This is a genomic window from Onishia taeanensis (assembly GCF_003268885.1).
Lineage (GTDB): Bacteria > Pseudomonadota > Gammaproteobacteria > Pseudomonadales > Halomonadaceae > Onishia > Onishia taeanensis_A.
The window spans coordinates 141,715-158,276 of the sequence record NZ_QLSX01000001.1 but is presented as its reverse complement, the minus strand read 5'-3'; the positions used below and the strand labels follow the sequence as shown (position 1 = coordinate 158,276).

Below are 16,562 nucleotides of genomic sequence, written 5' to 3'. Positions count from 1 at the left end.
TGACGCCCGTGATGCCCAGTGACGCCATGTCGCGCCACGGGCACACCGCTACCTTTAACAGGGATTCTTACCGGACATCGCCATGCGCCTGAAATTTCACTGCCAGAACCGGATCGGTATCCTGCGGGACATCGTCGCCCACTTTGCCGATTATGGCGTCAACGTGGCCCATGGCGAGGTGGGCGGCGATCATGGCAACACCATCTACCTGCACCTGCCCCAGCTGCTTAACGCCCAGCTGGCTTCCCTCAAGCCGACACTTGAGACCATACCCGGTGTCTTCGGCGTCAAGCGCGTCAGCCTCATGCCCAGCGAGCGGCGTCATCTGGAGCTGGATGCGCTGCTCTCATCGCTCTCCGAACCGGTGATGTCGATCGACATGGACGGGCGCGTGGTGGCGGCCAATCGGGCCGCCGGGCAGATGCTTGGCGTGCGGGTCGACGAGGTGCCGGGCCTGTCGCTGGATCGCTACCTGCCCGATCTGGATCTTCCGGATCTGATTCGGCGCAACAATGCCCGGGTCAATGGCCTGCGTCTCAAGCTCAAGGGCGCCACCTACCTGGCCGACATCGCGCCGCTGCACCGGGAACGGCACGACGATGTGGCTTCGCTTGCCGGCGCGGTGGTGACGCTGCATCGTGCGGATCGTATCGGTGAACGTATCTACCAGGTCCAGCGCCAGGAGCTGCGCGGCTTCGAATCGATCTTTCAGTCGAGCCCACGACTCGCCAACCTGATTCGCGAGGCTCGGCGCATGGCGCCACTGGACGCGCCGCTGCTGATTGAGGGCGAGACCGGCACCGGCAAGGAACTGCTGGCCCGAGCCTGCCACTTGGCCAGCGCCCGTGGCCAGGCGCCCTTCATGGCGCTCAACTGTGCGGGACTGCCCGAGTCGATGGCCGAGACCGAGCTGTTCGGCTATGCCTCAGGCGCCTTCGAGGGCGCCAGGCCGGAGGGTAAGCTGGGGCTTTTGGAGCTGACCGCCGGCGGCACGATCTTTCTCGATGAAGTGGGTGAGATGAGCCCGCGGCTGCAGGTCAAGCTGCTGCGCTTCCTGCAGGATGGCGGCTTTCGCCGGGTGGGCAGCGACGAGGAGACCTATCTCGACGTGCGGGTGATATGCGCCACCCAGCAGGACCTGCCGGGTCTCTGCGCCGAGGGACTCTTCCGCCAGGATCTTTACCATCGCCTCAATGTGCTCTCGGTGCAGGTCCCGCCGCTGCGCGATTGTTTCGACGGGATTGAGGAGCTGGCAGCGCACTTTCTCGACCGCGCCGCGCGCCAGATCGGCTGCCCGCTGCCCGAGCTCTCGCCGGCGGCTCAGGCGAGGCTTTCGAGCTATCACTGGCCGGGCAACGTGCGTCAGCTCGAGAACGTGCTCTTCCAGGCCGTTTCGCTATGTGAAGGCGGCACCATTGAGCCGGCGCACCTGCGCCTGCCTGAAGTGGGCCAGGGGCCAGGGCTCGCCGGGGTGGACTTGGAGGGTTCGCTCGGTGAGATCATGGGCGACGTCGAGAAGCGCGTGCTCGCCGCTCTCTATCCTAAGCACCCCTCGAGCCGCCAGCTGGCGCGTCGGCTGGGGGTGTCCCACACCACCATCGCCAACAAGCTGAAGCGCCATGGGATTGGCGACGAGGCCGAGTAAGGAGCAGGCATGTGATCAGCGTTCGCGCTGCCTGACCGACTCCCGCACTACCAGCCGCGGCGGCAGGGCGGTTAACGGTGCGAAGGGGCGCTGATGCTCCAGGCGGTCGATGAGCTGTGCGATCGCGGTGGCGCCAAGCTCGTAGATGGGCTGATGAATCGTGGTCAGGGCGGGGCAGGTATAGCGGCCGACGTCGATATCGTCGTAGCCGATCACGGACATCTTGTCCGGCACGCTGAGCCCCGCCTCGAGGGCGGCGCGAATGGCACCGATAGCGGCCAGGTCGTTGAAGGCGAACACAGCCTGGGGCCGGTGATCCTTTTCAAGCAGTTCGCGCATGGCGGCATAACCGCCATCGGCCAGCAGGTTGGTAGTGATGATGTGCCTTGAGGGCAGCGTAAGGCCCACGGTTTGGCAGGCGTCCAGCGCGCCGGCCAGGCGCTCCTGGGAGCGCGGGTGGTCGGTGGGGCCGGTGAGTAGCGCGATATCGTCAAGGCCTTGGGCAAGCAGGTGCTCGATGGCAAGCCGGGCGCCCAGGCGCGAGTCGTCGTTGACCACGGCGATATCCGGGCGCGGGGCTGTGGCTGCATCCAGCATTACGGTGGGCAGGGTCTGACGGTTCAGGGCCTCGAGAAAGCCAGGGCCGTTGCGCGAGGTCATCACGATCAGCCCGTCGATGCGGCGCTCGAGGAGCGTGTGGAGATAAGCGACCTGCTTGTCGTCGACGTCGTCGGCATTGCAAAGCATGAGGCTGTAGCCGCAGTCGAAGCAGTGATCCTCAACGCCGCGAATGAGCGCCGAGAAGAAGGGGTTGTCGGCGCTGGTCACGATCATGCCGATGGTACGACTGCGCCTGGATTGCAGCGAGCGCGCAATGGTATCCGGGCGATAGCCAAGCTCCGCGATGGCCCGTTGCACCCGCAGACGGGTCGCGGGTGCAACGGTGCGGCTCTGGTTGACCACGTGAGAGACGGTGGTGATCGACACCCCCGCCTGCTTTGCCACGTCCTTCAGTCGAGCCATGGGCTCTGCTTATTCCTTAGTGATCAGCTTCAGCGGCACCGGGATATTGGCCTCGACGCTTTCACCCTTGAGCAGGGCATCGGCGGTGTTGATACCGAGAGCCCCGATCAGCGCGGGTCGCTGAGCAATGGTGGCGTCCATGAGGCCGTCTTTCACCGCCTGGACACCGGCATCGGTGCCATCGAAGCCGACCAGGATCACGTCGTCGTTGCCGCCAGCCTGCAGGGCACGCTGAGCGCCCAGCGCCATTTCGTCATTCTGGGCAAACACCGCCTGGATGTCCGGATGGGCCTGCAGCAGGTTCTCCATCACGTTGAGGCCTTCGGTGCGGTTGAAGTTGGCCGGCTGAGAGGCCACCAGTTCGAGGCCATGAGCGGCTTCGATCGCCGCCATGAAGCCTTCGCCGCGATCGCGGGTGGCCGAAGCACCCGGCACACCCTCGAGCTGTACGATCTGGCCTTCGCCCCCCAACTGCTCGGCGATGAAGCCCCCGGCAAGCTGGCCGCCGGCGACGTTGTCGGACGCGATGTGTGAGGCTACGCGACCGCCGTTGGCACTGCGGTCCAGGGTGATCACCGGCACGTTGCGGGCGTTGGCAGAGCGCACGCTGGATACGGCAGCATCGGAGTCGGTCGGGTTCATGAGCAGCAGGTCGATGTCGCGGGACAAGGCGTCTTCGACGTTGGAGAGCTCCCTGGCGGCATCATTGCCGGAATCCAGAACGATCAGCTCGTGGCCAAGGGCCTCGGCCCGCTGTTCGGCCCCTTCCTGCATGGTCACGAAGAAGGGGTTGTTCAACGTCGACACCACCAGGGCAATGCGATCGGCCATGGCGTTACCACTGAGACCGATGCCCGCGGCGACGGCGGAGGCGAGTAGCAGTTTCTTCATGGTCTGGCTCCTAAGGTCTTGTTATGCAGCGTGTTGTCAAACATGTTGTGAAGCACAGGCGTCGTGCTGGCGTGTCACGACGAGTTTGACCGGCTGTCGAGCAGCACGGCCAGGAGGATGACCGCGCCCTTGGCGATCATCTGGAAATACGATGACACGCCCATGATATTGAGCGCGTTGTTGAGCACGCCTATCACCAGCGCACCGACCAGGGTGCCGAAGATGCGCCCACGGCCCCCCATCAGGCTGGTGCCCCCGATCACCACCGCGGCGATGGCGTCGAGCTCATAGCCGGTGCCGGCGGTGGGCTGGGCAGACCCCAGGCGGGCGGTCAGTACCACGCTTGCCAGCGCCGCACAGGCCCCGGAGATCGCATAGACGCTGATCTTGATGCGGGCGACGTTGATGCCGGATAGGCGCGCCACTTTCTCGCCGCCGCCCACTGCATAGACATGTCGGCCGAAGCGGGTGTGATGCAGCACGCCCCAGCACAGTACGAAGACGAAGAACATCAAGTAGATGGGAATGGGCACGCCTAGCCAGTAGCCGCCGCCGAGCTGCCAGAACAGGTCGGCGGCCGGCGTAGTGCCGATTGAGATCGGGCGCCCGTCGGTGAAGACCAGTGCCGCCCCGCGCAGGATGGTCATGGCCACCAGGGTGACGATGAAGGCCTGGATGCGCCCGAAGGCCACGAAGGCCCCGGAAATGGCACCAAGGCAGGCGCCGGCGGCAACGGTGCCGGGCACGCCCACCCAGGGTGTCAGGCCCGAGGCCGTCATGGCGCCGGCGAAGGCGCCCGTCAGGGCGAGCACCGCGCCCACCGACAGGTCGATGCCGGCGGTCAGGATGACGAAGGTCACGCCCATGGCGATGATGGCGTTGATGCTCGACTGACGCAGCACGTTGAGGATGTTGTCGACGGTCAGGAAGTTGTCGCTCAGGGCGGCACTGACGATGACCAGTAGCGCAAGTGCGAGGAAGGCCTTGTTGTCGATCAACAGCCGGGTAGCGGCCTTGTTCATGGTGAGGGTGTTCATGGGGTGACGGTCTCCGTGGCTGCTTCGCTGTGGGCAGCGGCGGTCATGATGGTTTCCTGAGTGGCGTCTTCGCGGGTGAATTCGCCGCTGATGCGGCCATTGGCGAGCACCATGATGCGGTCGGACAGCCCTAGCAGTTCGGGCATTTCCGAGGAGATCAGCAGCACGCACTTGCCCTGGCGCTTGAGCTCATTGATCAGCAGATAGATCTCGCGCTTGGCTCCGACATCGACGCCGCGGGTGGGCTCATCGAGAATCACGATGTCCGGTTGGGTCATCAGCGCCTTGGCCAGGGAAACCTTTTGCTGATTGCCGCCGGAGAGGGTGTCGATGGGCTGGTGCATGTCCTGCAGCTTGATGCGAAAGGCCTCGATATAGTGCGCCACCGCGGCGCGTTCACGTCCGGCGTTGATCAGGCCGAGGGGGCCGCAGAAAGCGGGCAGGGCGGCGAGTGACATGTTGTCGGCGACCGAGTGTTCGAGCAAAAGCCCGGCCTGCTTGCGATCTTCGGGCACATAAACCAGGCCTGCGCGAAGCGCCTCCTGGGGCGAGGCGAAGCGCACTGATGCTTGCCGAATGCGGACTTCGCCGCCCTTGATGGGCACATCGCCGCAAATGGCCTGAGCCATCTCGGTGCGGCCGGCCCCCATCAGGCCGCCGAAACCCAGCACTTCACCGGCCCGGGCCGAGAAGGACACCTCGAAGACGCCGGGCGCCGACAGTCGGTCGACCTCGATCACCACCTCACCGAGCGTCGGCGACTCGTAGGGATAACGGTCGGCGAGCTCACGCCCCACCATCTTGCGGATCAGGTCGTTCTCGCTGAGCGCCGCGGTCGGCCCATCATGCACGAGCTGGCCATCGCGCAGCACCGCGACGCTGTCGCACATGCGGAAGATCTCGGGCAGACGGTGTGTGATCATCACCAGCGACCTGCCTTCCTCGCGCAGGGCGGCGACCACCTGTTCGAGGATCTCGGTCTCGATATCGGTCAGGGCGTCGGTGGGCTCGTCCATGATGATGATCTCGGCGTCCAGCGACAGGGCGCGCGCGATCTCGACCATCTGTTGCTGGCCGATGCTGAGGCCGGCAACCGGAGTGCGTGGATCGATGTGCTGCTTGAGGCGAGCCAGCAGTTCACCGGCCTGACGGTACAGTCGTGCCCAGTCGACGGTACCCAGGCGGGTGCGCGGTTCACGGCCAAGGAAAATGTTCTCGCCGGCTGAGAGACCGCCGACCAGGTTGAGCTCCTGATGAATAATGGCGATGCCGGCATCCATGGCCTGGCGGGGCGTCGTGAAACGGACCTTGTCGCCGCGCAGCCAGATCTCGCCGGCATCGGCCTGATGGACACCGCTGAGCACCTTCATCAGGGTCGATTTGCCTGCGCCGTTCTCGCCGGCCAGTGCCTTAACGCGGCCGGGATACAGCGCGAGATCGACCCCCTCTAGCACGGTGACGCCGGAAAAGCGCTTCTCGATGCCTTGCAGCGCCATCAGCGCCTGGCGGGTTTCGGCGCTCAAAACGGCACCCCACTGCGCAGGGCAACGTTGGCGTAGGGCGTGCATTCACCGGTGCGAATCACCGCCTTGGCCTTCTTTAGCGATTGCTTGAAGGTGTCGTGAGACACATAGCATGCTTCTACCGGGTGGCCATCTCTCGCTTCAAGCTCGGCCAGGCGATGCTGGATGTCGTCATTGAGTGCCGGGCTGTGAGTGGTGATTTCGCTGGCGAGGGTCACGCTCTCGACGCACAGCTCTTCGAGCAGGGCATCGAGCACCGGCAGGAAGCCGGGCAGGCCGGGCGTTACCGCAAGATCGATACGCGGCACGTCGGTCGGGATCGGCAGCCCCGCATCGGCAATCACCAGGGTATCGGTATGTCCGAGCTCGGCGATCAGGGCATTGAGCGGGGCATTGAGCAGGCCATGACGTTTCACGGGATTCACGCTATAGCTGAGAATTCAGGTCTGCATTGTAACGCGCAAACGTTTGCGCCACCGATGCGCCAAACGTCTAAGCCAGGTTCAGTTGACCTCTTGGGCGTTTTGAGAAACCTAGATCATGACGAGGGTGTCGGCTGGGCGTCCAGAAAAGCCTGCACCTCGGCGAAGGGGTAGGCTTCCAGCGCGGCGAAGCCCTCCAGACGACGCGCCTTGAGGCGAGTGAATACCGGCAGCGTAAGGCCGCACAGAAAGCGCGCCAGCAGTGCCGGGGAGGGCGGCGCACCGAAAAGTTCGCGATAGCGCTCGCTGAGAGGTGCACACCAGGCCGTGACCTGATGTGGCTCCAGCGGGGGAAGGGGAGAGCCAGGCGGCAGTTGGGCGGGGCCCTGGCGACATACTGAACAATGGCCGCAGTGCTCGGGAGCCCGGTCGTCGCCGAAGTAGCTGGCCAGGCGCCGGCTGAGACAGGTTTCGCTCTCGAAGAGCTCGAGCATGGCATGTATGCGGCGGATCTCGCTGTGCTCCTTGTCCTGAAAGTAGGTGCTGAGCTCCTCGGTCAGGCGCTCGGCGTCCGCCTGGGGGGCGAGTACCTCGTAGACCTCGGTCATCTGCTTGCTTTCGACTTCGAGCCAGCCCTTGTCGCGGCAGTAATCCAGCGCGGTGATCACCCGCGCCCGGCGGGTGTCCAGGCCGCGTTCCTGGCCAAGCCGCTCGAGGGTCGCGAAGTCCAGGGTGTGCCAGGTGCGGGCGGCGGTGCTTGAGTCGACGATGGCCTGCAGGAAGGCCTGGCGCTCTCCGCTGAAGCGCTCGACCAGTGCCGCCGGGCCGCCGGGGAACTTGAGCCGGTAGTCGGCGAAGTAGGCATAGCGCGGGGCAATGATGCCGCGCAGCTCGAGCTGTACCAGCAGGGTCTTGAGCGGCAGAGGGCGGATGTTGCTGTCCTGGGACAGCGCATTGAGCATCAGCTCCCACTGGCCGCCGGGCGCTGCCAGAGCCTCACCGATCACCCGTCGGATACCGTCAGGCTCCGGGGTGTCGCCATAAACGAAGTTTTCGAGCACGTTCAAGGTATCGCGCCCGCCGAGCACCAGGCATTCGGAAGGCTTGCCGTCGCGACCGGCGCGGCCGATTTCCTGGCTGTAGTTTTCGATCGACTTGGGCAGGTCGAAGTGCACCACCTGACGAATGTCAGCCTTGTCGATGCCCATGCCGAAGGCGATGGTGGCGACAATGCAGTTGACCTGGCCGCCCATGAAGTCCTGCTGGACCCGGTCGCGGGTCTCGGCGGGCAGGCCGGCATGATAGGCCGCGGCCTGGATACCGGCCTTGGCGAGATAGGCGGTCAGGCGCTCGGCGCTCTGCTGCAGGGTCACGTAGATGATGGTGGGACGCGATACCGCCTCGGCAAGACGGGGCCTCAGCCACTCGACCAGGGTGCGGGCGCGTTGATCCGATGCCACCGGCATCACCGCGAGATCCAGATTCGGTCGATAGAAACCGGTGGTGGTGACGTCTTCGTGGGCGATGGCGAAGCGCTCGCGCATATCCTTTATCACGCGAGGGGTCGCCGTGGCGGTCAGCAGCAGCACCTGGGGAATGCCGAACTGGCGCTGATAGTCGGGCAGCTTCAGGTAATCTGGGCGGAAGTTATGGCCCCACTCCGACAGGCAGTGCGCCTCGTCGACCACCAGCAGCGAGATTGGCACCCGAGCGATGAAAGCACGAAAACGCTCGTTCTTGAGCCGCTCCACCGAGATCATCAGGACACGGATCTCGCCGCGCTGGACGCCTTCCATTACGCGAGACGCTTCCTCGCGGCTCTGGCTGGAGTCGATGCTGGCTGCGGCGATGCCGTGGCGAGCCAGGAAGGCGAGCTGGTCCTGCATCAGCGCTAGCAACGGGGACACCACCAGCGTCAGGTTTGGCAACGTGAGCGCCGGCAGCTGATAGCACAGCGACTTACCGGAGCCGGTGGGGAAGATCGCCGCCGCACTGCGCCCTTCGGTCACGGCCTCGATCACCTCGCGCTGGCCGGGGCGGAAGTCGTCGTAGCCGAAGACGTCGCGCAGGGTCTGCTGGGGTGTCGGGGTCATGGGGGCTCCTGGGGCTGATCCTGAGGGCTGGTCGTGAGGGCGTTGGTCGCGCTGGCTAGGCGGCGGTTGGCTTAAGCACGCCCAGCGCAACAGGATACAGGTCCAGCCCGATACCTGCCGCTCTGTCAGCCGCCTATCACGAGATTGCGGCCTCGGCGCTTGGCCGCATAGAGCCGCTGGTCGGCGCGCTCAAGCAACTGGTCGCGAAGCTCGCCGATGCGATGCTCGGCAATGCCGGTGCTGATGGTGATACCGCCATCGGGCAGGCCGAAGTCATGGTGGGCGATTTCGCGGCGAAGGCGTTCGGCCAGGCCCTTACAGTGGGAGAGCGGCGTCAGTGGCATCAATACGGCGAACTCCTCGCCGCCTAGCCTGGCCAGGCAGTCCTCTTCTCTAAGCAGGCCATGGCACAAATCGGCGAGGCGGCGCAGCACCTTGTCGCCTTGCAGGTGGCCCCAGGTATCGTTGACGCGCTTGAAGTGATCGATGTCGATAATCATCAGTGACAGGGGCGTGCCATGTCGGTTGCTCAGAGAGATCTCCCGTCTCAGGTGGCACATCAGCTTGCGCCGATTGGGCAGGCCTGTGAGGTCATCGGTGTCTGACAGCTCACGGAGATGAGCCTGGTACTCGATCTGCTCGCTGATGTTGACCATTAGACCATTCCACAGGGTGCCGGTCCTCAAGCGCTCAGGTATAGCACGCACTGCGATCCAGTATTCTTCGCCTCCTGGCTCGCAGTGACGAAATTGCGTAGTCAAAGGCATCAGTGACTTGGCTGAGCGCTCTACGGCGACCATCAGGCGCGGAAAATCGTCAGGGTGCACATGGTCGAAGGCGTGGCTGGCATCTTCGAGTAGGCGCTTGCGCTGCTCTGCATCGCCGAAAACTGCACTGTCGCCAGCCAGGTAGGGAAAACGCACCTTTCCGTGATGGCTACGATAAAACTGGAATACGATACCGGGCAGGGACTCGGTCATGGCCTTGAGTCGATCCAGGTCGTGCCTGGTGTCATCCAATGAGGTGTCATCAAAAGCCATGATGCTATCTCTTTGCCAGGGCAGTCGGGGCCGATACGAAGTGCATGAAGCACTCCTGGATGGGGTAGATGCCTTACTGCCTCAAGGTGCCTGAGAGGAGGCGATTAGCATTACCGCGCAATATTATATGTTTATTTATTAGTAAAGCACTGTACTACTGGTATGACGGTTTTTGTAAGAGATTGTAGCAATGGCTTGGCAACGTGGGGCTTCCAGCCGCTTTCACGGCAATACGATAGGGGGCCGGAGCTCGGCGGAATCGGCGATTGAACCTAAGGCTCAGAACGTGGAAGGAACCGCGGGCAAGCAGGCCATGGCGGCCTGATAGGCTTTGCCCGCATGGGCTTAAGGCTTAAGTGGAGCGAGGTGGGGCTCAACGTGCGGCGTCATAGCGGACCTCACATCCCATGGAAAACACTATTTGCCAGAGCTGAAGGTCCCGGGCTCGGAAGGCACCGGCACAGGCAGAGAGGTAGTAGCGGAACATGCGTCGAGTGGTGTCGTTGTACCGATCGGCTATTTCCGGCCAGCGTGCGGTGAAGTTCTCGAGCCAAGCCATCAGGGTTCGGTCGTAGTCGGCACCGAAGTTCTGCCAGTCCTCCATCAGCAGATAGCTTTCGCTTGCGCGGGAGATATGCATGGCGGAAGGCAGTACGCCGTTGGGGAAGATGTACTTATGGATCCACGGGTCGGCGCTGATCTCTGAATTGTTGGAACCGATGGTGTGTAGCAGAAAGAGTCCGTCCGGGGTCAGCAAGCGAGCGACCGTGTCGAAGTAGGTCCGATAGTTGCGATGCCCAACATGCTCGAACATGCCGATCGAAACGATTCGATCGTACTGTCCTTCGAGCTCGCGGTAGTCCTGCAGGTGGATCGTGACCGGCAGGTCTTGGCAGCGGTGGCGTGCCAGTTCGGCCTGCTCCTTGGAGATGGTGATACCGGTAACTTCCACGCCATAATGGCGAGCCGCATGTTCGGCGAAACTGCCCCAGCCGCAGCCGATGTCGAGAACTTTCATGCCCGGGGCGAGATTCAACTTGCGAGCGGCCAGATCCAGTTTGGCGACCTGGGCTTGATGAAGCGTTTCGGCTTCCTTCCAGTAGGCACAGGAATAGCAGAGAGTCGGATCGAGCATGCGCTCGAAGAGGTCATTGCCCAGATCGTAATGGGCCTCGCCGACAATATAGGCTCGCGCCTTGCTCTGCAGGTTGAAGAGACCGTTCTGCAGGCGGTACAGCATGCGTTCGGTAGGTGTGTGGGCGCGTTCACCTAGGCCATGGCGCAACATGCGATGGATCATCTCGTCGATCCGGTCGCATTCCCACCAGCCCTCCATATAAGCTTCTCCGAGCCCCAGGGTGCCCTGGTGGAGCATGCGCGAGAAAATATCTGGATGCAGGACCTGCATGTCCCAGGGGGCCGAACCATTCAGGGCCACTCCTGAACCCTCCAAGAGTTGCTGGACGATCCGTCGGGCACGTGTATCGGGTAAGGCGATGGCTCCGATGCGCGGGTCGCTGGTCATGGCTGTCTCCTGATCCGTCAGACAAGAGGTAATGCGGATGGGACTGCCAAGTTGCTGTCCCGGATCCTTTACTACCCTTTGTTCATCCAACCGGTTTATCTAACTTGTGTATCAAACATAGCCAATAAGCTGCCGGTAAGCCTAATCCCTTCGTTTAACGTGGCCGGAAAACCGGTTTTAAAATCAATACCCTCATTATGACAAGGAGAATCGCCATGCGCGTGATCGTTGATCTTTGCGTGGTACCACTGGGTGTCGGTGTGTCGGTGTCACCCTATATCGCGGCCTGCCAGCGAGAAATCGAGGCCGCCGGGCTAGAGCACAGCATGCATGCCTATGGCACCAACATAGAAGGCGGCTGGGATGAGGTCATGGCGGTGATCAAACGCTGTCACGAAGTGGTTCATGAGCTGGGTGCGCCTCGCATTACCACGACCCTTAAGCTTGGGACACGCACCGACCGCGAGCAGCACATGCAGGACAAGGTGAGCAGTGTCGAGACCCTACTGGCCGCTCAGCGCCAGGGAGAGGACCAGGCCTGATCATTGGCGCTGACGTCTTGGCATGTCTCGAATCGGCATGTTGATGTCTCGAATCGGCATGTTGATGACTCTTCAGGAAAGCCCGGTTCATGCAGGCGGCATAGGCTTGAGGGGCTAAGATCCGCATGTGAGAGGCGATAACGATACCTATCCCTGGGTGTGAGAACTGCATATCACGATGACGACATGGGGGCGGGGTGCGGTTAGACCTAGTACGTCATGTTCTAAGATGCCTCCCTCAGTGGGCATCTTGCGTCGATGCCGGTAGGAATGGCGGATTAGACTAAGCGTGCGAACTATTTTATTCGCACGCTAACTTTTGATACAGTAGCCGGATGTTTTTCCTGCTAATTCGCTTGGTGCCACCGCTATGGCGGCGGTACTGATGCTCAGGAGTCCGCTGCCATGTCGACATCTCATCCTCACGATTGTTCTCCCGCCACCCTGCATGAGCCGCTAATGCCATCGCTTGGTGGAATGCTGGGACGCGTTCATCGTCAATGGCGCATGGCCATTACCACAGCGGTCAAGCCGCTGGGGATCACCGAGGCACGCTGGACCGTCATGGTTCACCTCTCGAAGCTAGGAGAGGGCTGCACGCAGGGGGCCTTGGCGGCCGATCTGGGCATCGAAATGCCGTCTCTTTCCCGCACCGTGAGCCAACTGGAAGCCCAGCAATTAATTGAGCGGCGCGGTGTGGCCGGTGATCGTCGTGCACGCAGCCTGTGGTTTACGCCGGCCGGCATTGACTGCCTTAGGGAACTCGAGTCACGTATCGAGTCGGTTCGCCAGCATCTTTATCGGGGCCTCAGCGACGAGCGTCTGAACGCTATAACCGACAGCCTCGGCATGATCGAGGTCAATGCTCGCCAGCTGATCCGGCCGCATGAGCCCAAGGAGCGCTCGTGATGACGCCGGATCAACATTTTGCCCGCCTGGTGCGGTTCGCACTGATCGTATTTGCCGTGTGTTTCCTCTATTTCCTGGCGGCCGATCTATGGATGCCAATGACTCCCCAGGCGCGCGTCATGCATCCGGTGGTGCGAGTCGCTCCCGAGGTCAGTGGCCGGGTCGCCACGGTGAGTGCTGCCAACAATCAACATGTCGACGCCGGTGAGCCACTGTTTACTCTCGATCGCAGGCCTTACCGGCTGGCGGTGGAGGATGCAGAGTTGGCGCTCGAAGAGGCTCAGCGCGAAAACGCGCAGCTCGATGCGTCGATTGCGGCGGCTAAAGCGACGCTCGCTGCCAATCGGGCCGATGCCGACGAGCTGCGACAGGAAATGACGCGCGCCGAGAGACTGATCACTCAGCACAGTATCTCCCGGCAGGACTACGACCAGACCCGCGCCAACGATCAGGCGGCCCGGGCGCAGGTGCAGGCTGCACAGGCAGAGATCGATGCACTGCAGGCCGAACGTGGCGGGCAGGGCGACGATAATCTGCGCCTTCGTCAGGCGCGTAACACGCTGGCCAAGGCGCGTCTCGATCTCAGGTACGCGAGCGTTCAGGCAGAGATCAGCGGCACGGTCTCCAATCTTCAGGTCAGTGCCGGTGACTACGCCAACGCCGGTAGCCCGATGCTGGCGCTGGTCAGCGACGAGGCGGATGTCATTGCCGACTTTCGCGAAAAGACGCTGCGCTCGGTGCACCAAGGCGATGCGGCCAGTGTGATCTTCGATGCGTATCCAGGGCGCGTTTTCGATGCTCGAGTGGTGGGGCGCGATGCTGGCGTCAAGGATGGCCAGCTGCAGGCGGATGGCAGTCTGGCCGACCCCAAGAGTTCCGACCGCTGGGTGCGTGATGCACAGCGTCAGCGGATGCATCTTGAACTTGAGGACGCCCCCGATGTGTTGGCGAGGCTGCCAACCGGCGCTCGCGCCTCGGTGCAGCTACATCCGGTCGGCGGGTTGGCAGCTTGGCTGGGTGCCCTCCAGGCTCGCCTGGTCAGTCTGATTCACTTCATCTATTGAGGTCGTTCATGAGTGGTCATGGCTCTCCGGCCTCCCGTTCCCTGAACGCTGACGCTACGTCTTCGCGGCTGAGTCGGAATGATCTGCGCCAGATCCTGCGCATCGCCTGTGGTGTGCTGCTGGGGTTTCTGATCTGCAAATTGATGAACTGGAATTACGGCACTTTCTTTGCCGTTTACCCGGTGCTGCTGCTGGGGCTGGTGCCGGTGCTCACGGCTCACGTGATCCGCCAGTTCCTGGCCAGCATGCTGGTAGTCAGCGTCATTTCGCTAGTCGTGGCGGGGGGCTTTGGTGACAAACTGGTGCCGATGACGCTGCTGGTCATGGGCATCTACGCCTGGCTGTTTCGTTGCATGACCCAGGGCCACCTGTTTCTGTTCGGCGCCCAGTGCGTCGTCAGCCTGTCGGTGCAGCTGAACTTCGTGAGCTACCCGCAGACCGACGTCTTCGACATCGTGACCAGCAACATCGTCGGCTCCATCATCACGGTGGCCATCGCCATGCTGATGCATGTCGTCTTCCCCGACGTGACGCCTCGCACGCCGCCCAAACGGCCGGCCAAGCCGGTCAGCAATCAGCGTCATGAGATCATCCTGGCAACGACCGTGGCGACGCTGTCGTTTCTGGTCTTCCAGGTCTTCGATCTCAAGGATTCACTGTCGGCCCAGGTGGCCTCGATTCTGGTGTTGTTTCCACTCAACTGGCGGGGGGCCGGCATGGCCGGCAAACACCGGGCAGTGGGAACCCTGCTTGGCTGCAACGCGGGGCTTCTGGTGCAGATGGGATTGCTGGGCCACTACAACGTGCTGCCCTTTGCCGCCTTCGGGCTTTGGCTCGGCTGTCTGGTCTTCGCCCGCTACCACATTCTGGAGGGCGGCAGGCCGGCGACCGGTTTCGGAGGGCTGACCACGATGGCGATTCTCTTCGGTCAGTACCTGACCCCTCGGCAGGATCTTGTCTACGACGCTCTGTACCGCTTCAGTTCAGTGGCGACTGCGGTGCTATTGACGCTGATGGCTGTCTACGTCATGCATCACCTGCTCGACCGCTTCGCCGCGACGCGCCTTCAGCCTCTGGGCTGAGCGCGAGCAGGACGATGAGGGCGGCCAAGGTTGAAGGTGGCAGGAGTGACGGTGGCCAAGAACCCTGTCAGACAGAGCCAAGTTCGGAATTCTCGTGCATCGGCGCCAGCCATTGGCTACTGATGGTCAGCAGGTGGTCGGTCAGGGCAGCCAGTATCTGCCCGCCATGGCGCCAGTGGTGCCAGTAGAGAGGCACGTCGATATGGCTGTGGGGGGCAATGTCCTGAAGCCATCCTTCTGACAGTTCCCGCGCCGCCTGGCGTTCCGGAATCAAGCCATAGCCCATGCCCGCCAGCGCCAGACGCACGAAGCCTTCCGATGAGGGGCAAAGGTGGTGGGGAAAGGGTGCGTGGTAGTCGCGCATGGCCAAATAGCGATGCTGCAGACGATCGTCTGGCCCATAAACGATGGCGGGCGCGGTAGCCAGTTGCTGATGCGTGACGCCCTCGGGGAAGTGCCTTGCCACATAGGCCGGGCTCGCGAGGGCGCGATAGCGCATGCTGCCGAGGGGGTGTGCGCGAGCACCTTGGACCGGGCGGGGCGTGGTGCAGATGCAGCCGGCCACTTCACCATCACGCATGCGCTTCAAGGCAACGTCCTGGTCTTCCACCACCAGGTCCATCAGCACGCGCTGCTCTTCGCAGAACTGACCCACCGCCGGTGGCCACCAGGTAGCGATACTGTCGGCGTTGATGGCCAGCCGCAGGCGCTGCTCGCTGTCGCCCAGCGCCGGCACCTGGTCCAGCAGGTCATGTTCGAGCAGGCCGACCTGCAGCACATGGTTGAGCAGCCGGCGCCCCAGCGGCGTCGGTGAGAGTTTGGGACTGCGGACCAGCACCGGCTGACCGAGCCGTGCCTCGAGCAGCTTGATGCGCTGCGAGACCGCAGATTGCGTGAGCCCCAGGTGTCTGGCGCCTCGCTCGAAGCCGGACTGGTCGACGACGGCAGCCAGTGCTTCGAGAAGCTTGTAATCGAGCATCAGCGCGGTTAATTCCCCATTCTGCCAATTAATTTCACTTATCCACTCAGTCAAGCCTAGTCTGGCGGTGCTTTGCAAGTCGTTAATTGCCGAAACACAGAATTAGGAGTCGCTCAAGATGTGGGTATCTGCCGTTCAGGGGCTGCTGGTGGGAGCGGGGCTGATCATCGCCATTGGCGCCCAGAATGCCTTTGTCCTCAGTCAGGGGTTGCGTCGTGAACATGTCTGGCTGGTCGCGGCCATCTGTGCGTTTTGCGACTGGGTGCTGGTGGGGCTTGGGGTGCTGGGGTTAGGAACGTTGCTGGCCGAGCAGCACCTGCTGATGCTGCTGGCCCGCTGGGGCGGGGCGGCCTATCTGGCTTTCCTTGCCTGGCAATCGCTGCGGCGGGCCTGGCATTCGCATGCGCTACGTGCCGACTCTAGAGCACCGGCCTCGCGTCGGCAGGTGCTGTTGGCGACGCTGGCGGTCACGCTCTTAAACCCGCAGGTCTATCTGGACACCCTGGTGATGCTCGGGGTGGTGGGCGCTCTTCAGGAGAGCCCCGGTGGCTTCTTCATCGGCGCGGCGTTGGCCTCCTTCGGCTGGTTCTTCGGTCTGGTAGCGGCGGCGAGCTGGCTGGCCCCTAAACTGGCCAACCCCAAGGCCTGGCGCGTCATCGATACCCTAATCGGGATCACCATGGCGGTGATTGCCTGGCGCCTGCTGGCCGGCGCCATGTTGCCCGCTTGAACCCAAGCCGTCTTGGCCTGGGCACGCTAGATCGGGCGTCGTAGTTAAGGGTGTTAC

Annotated in this window: 15 protein-coding genes; 6 read left to right on the top strand and 9 right to left on the bottom strand. The window is 62.9% G+C overall.

The annotated features are described in order from the left end of the window. Positions 1–82 precede the first annotated feature (82 nt). Positions 83–1,645, top strand: a complete 1,563-nt coding sequence (locus BCL93_RS00775; RefSeq protein WP_112053208.1) for a sigma-54-dependent transcriptional regulator — start codon at positions 83–85, stop codon at positions 1,643–1,645. Positions 1,646–1,660: 15 nt separating this feature from the next. On the opposite strand, the gene BCL93_RS00770 is transcribed toward BCL93_RS00775, so the two are convergent. The 8 genes from BCL93_RS00770 to cfa form a co-directional block, all read right to left on the bottom strand. Beyond that, the gene (locus BCL93_RS00770; RefSeq protein WP_112053207.1) at positions 1,661–2,668 is read right to left on the bottom strand and encodes a LacI family DNA-binding transcriptional regulator; all 1,008 of its coding nucleotides are present in this window, start codon (positions 2,666–2,668) and stop codon (positions 1,661–1,663) included. Between the two features lie 9 nt (positions 2,669–2,677). Further along, complete coding sequence (gene rbsB, locus BCL93_RS00765; RefSeq protein WP_112053206.1) at positions 2,678–3,559, bottom strand: ribose ABC transporter substrate-binding protein RbsB; 882 nt, start codon at positions 3,557–3,559, stop codon at positions 2,678–2,680. 74 nt (positions 3,560–3,633) lie between these two features. Then, a complete protein-coding gene (gene rbsC, locus BCL93_RS00760) occupies positions 3,634–4,596 on the bottom strand; it encodes a ribose ABC transporter permease (protein WP_112053205.1) in 963 nt (320 codons plus the stop codon). Further along, a complete protein-coding gene (locus BCL93_RS00755) occupies positions 4,593–6,119 on the bottom strand; it encodes a sugar ABC transporter ATP-binding protein (protein WP_258395866.1) in 1,527 nt (508 codons plus the stop codon). The genes rbsC and BCL93_RS00755 overlap by 4 nt, the downstream gene beginning before the upstream one ends. Further along, positions 6,116–6,535 carry a D-ribose pyranase gene (rbsD, locus tag BCL93_RS00750; protein ID WP_112053203.1) on the bottom strand — a complete coding sequence of 140 codons (420 nt, stop codon included), beginning with the start codon at positions 6,533–6,535 and terminating at the stop codon, positions 6,116–6,118. Before rbsD ends, BCL93_RS00755 begins: the two co-directional genes overlap by 4 nt. 122 nt (positions 6,536–6,657) lie before the next feature. After that, entirely contained in the window at positions 6,658–8,634 is a 1,977-nt protein-coding gene (locus BCL93_RS00745) for a RecQ family ATP-dependent DNA helicase (protein ID WP_112053202.1), read from the bottom strand. Between the two features lie 125 nt (positions 8,635–8,759). Continuing rightward, on the bottom strand, positions 8,760–9,674 hold the full coding sequence (locus BCL93_RS00740) for a GGDEF domain-containing protein (RefSeq protein WP_112053201.1): 915 nt from the start codon (positions 9,672–9,674) through the stop codon (positions 8,760–8,762). A gap of 373 nt (positions 9,675–10,047) precedes the next feature. Beyond that, on the bottom strand, positions 10,048–11,199 hold the full coding sequence (cfa, locus tag BCL93_RS00735; protein ID WP_112053200.1) for a cyclopropane fatty acyl phospholipid synthase: 1,152 nt from the start codon (positions 11,197–11,199) through the stop codon (positions 10,048–10,050). A gap of 215 nt (positions 11,200–11,414) precedes the next feature. Here cfa and BCL93_RS00730 point away from each other — a divergent pair, with 215 nt between their 5' ends. The 4 genes from BCL93_RS00730 to BCL93_RS00715 all read left to right on the top strand — a co-directional run bounded on the left by BCL93_RS00730 (position 11,415) and on the right by BCL93_RS00715 (position 14,796). Then, entirely contained in the window at positions 11,415–11,741 is a 327-nt protein-coding gene (locus tag BCL93_RS00730; protein ID WP_112053199.1) for an MTH1187 family thiamine-binding protein, read from the top strand. A 405-nt stretch (positions 11,742–12,146) separates the two neighbouring features. Further along, positions 12,147–12,650 carry a MarR family transcriptional regulator gene (locus BCL93_RS00725; RefSeq protein ID WP_112053198.1) on the top strand — a complete coding sequence of 168 codons (504 nt, stop codon included), beginning with the start codon at positions 12,147–12,149 and terminating at the stop codon, positions 12,648–12,650. Next, positions 12,650–13,714: an HlyD family secretion protein gene (locus BCL93_RS00720; protein ID WP_112053197.1), complete on the top strand. Its 1,065-nt coding sequence runs from the start codon at positions 12,650–12,652 to the stop codon at positions 13,712–13,714. Before BCL93_RS00725 ends, BCL93_RS00720 begins: the two co-directional genes overlap by 1 nt. Positions 13,715–13,722: 8 nt before the next feature. Further along, positions 13,723–14,796, top strand: a complete 1,074-nt coding sequence (locus tag BCL93_RS00715) for a DUF2955 domain-containing protein (protein ID WP_112053196.1) — start codon at positions 13,723–13,725, stop codon at positions 14,794–14,796. Positions 14,797–14,863: 67 nt separating this feature from the next. On the opposite strand, the gene BCL93_RS00710 is transcribed toward BCL93_RS00715, so the two are convergent. Continuing rightward, a complete protein-coding gene (locus tag BCL93_RS00710) occupies positions 14,864–15,775 on the bottom strand; it encodes a LysR family transcriptional regulator ArgP (protein ID WP_112053195.1) in 912 nt (303 codons plus the stop codon). Positions 15,776–15,893: 118 nt separating this feature from the next. Between BCL93_RS00710 and BCL93_RS00705 the strand changes: the two genes are divergently transcribed. After that, positions 15,894–16,505 (top strand): LysE/ArgO family amino acid transporter, encoded by a 612-nt coding sequence (locus BCL93_RS00705; protein ID WP_112053194.1) that lies wholly within the window; start codon positions 15,894–15,896, stop codon positions 16,503–16,505. The last annotated feature ends 57 nt before the right edge of the window (positions 16,506–16,562 follow it).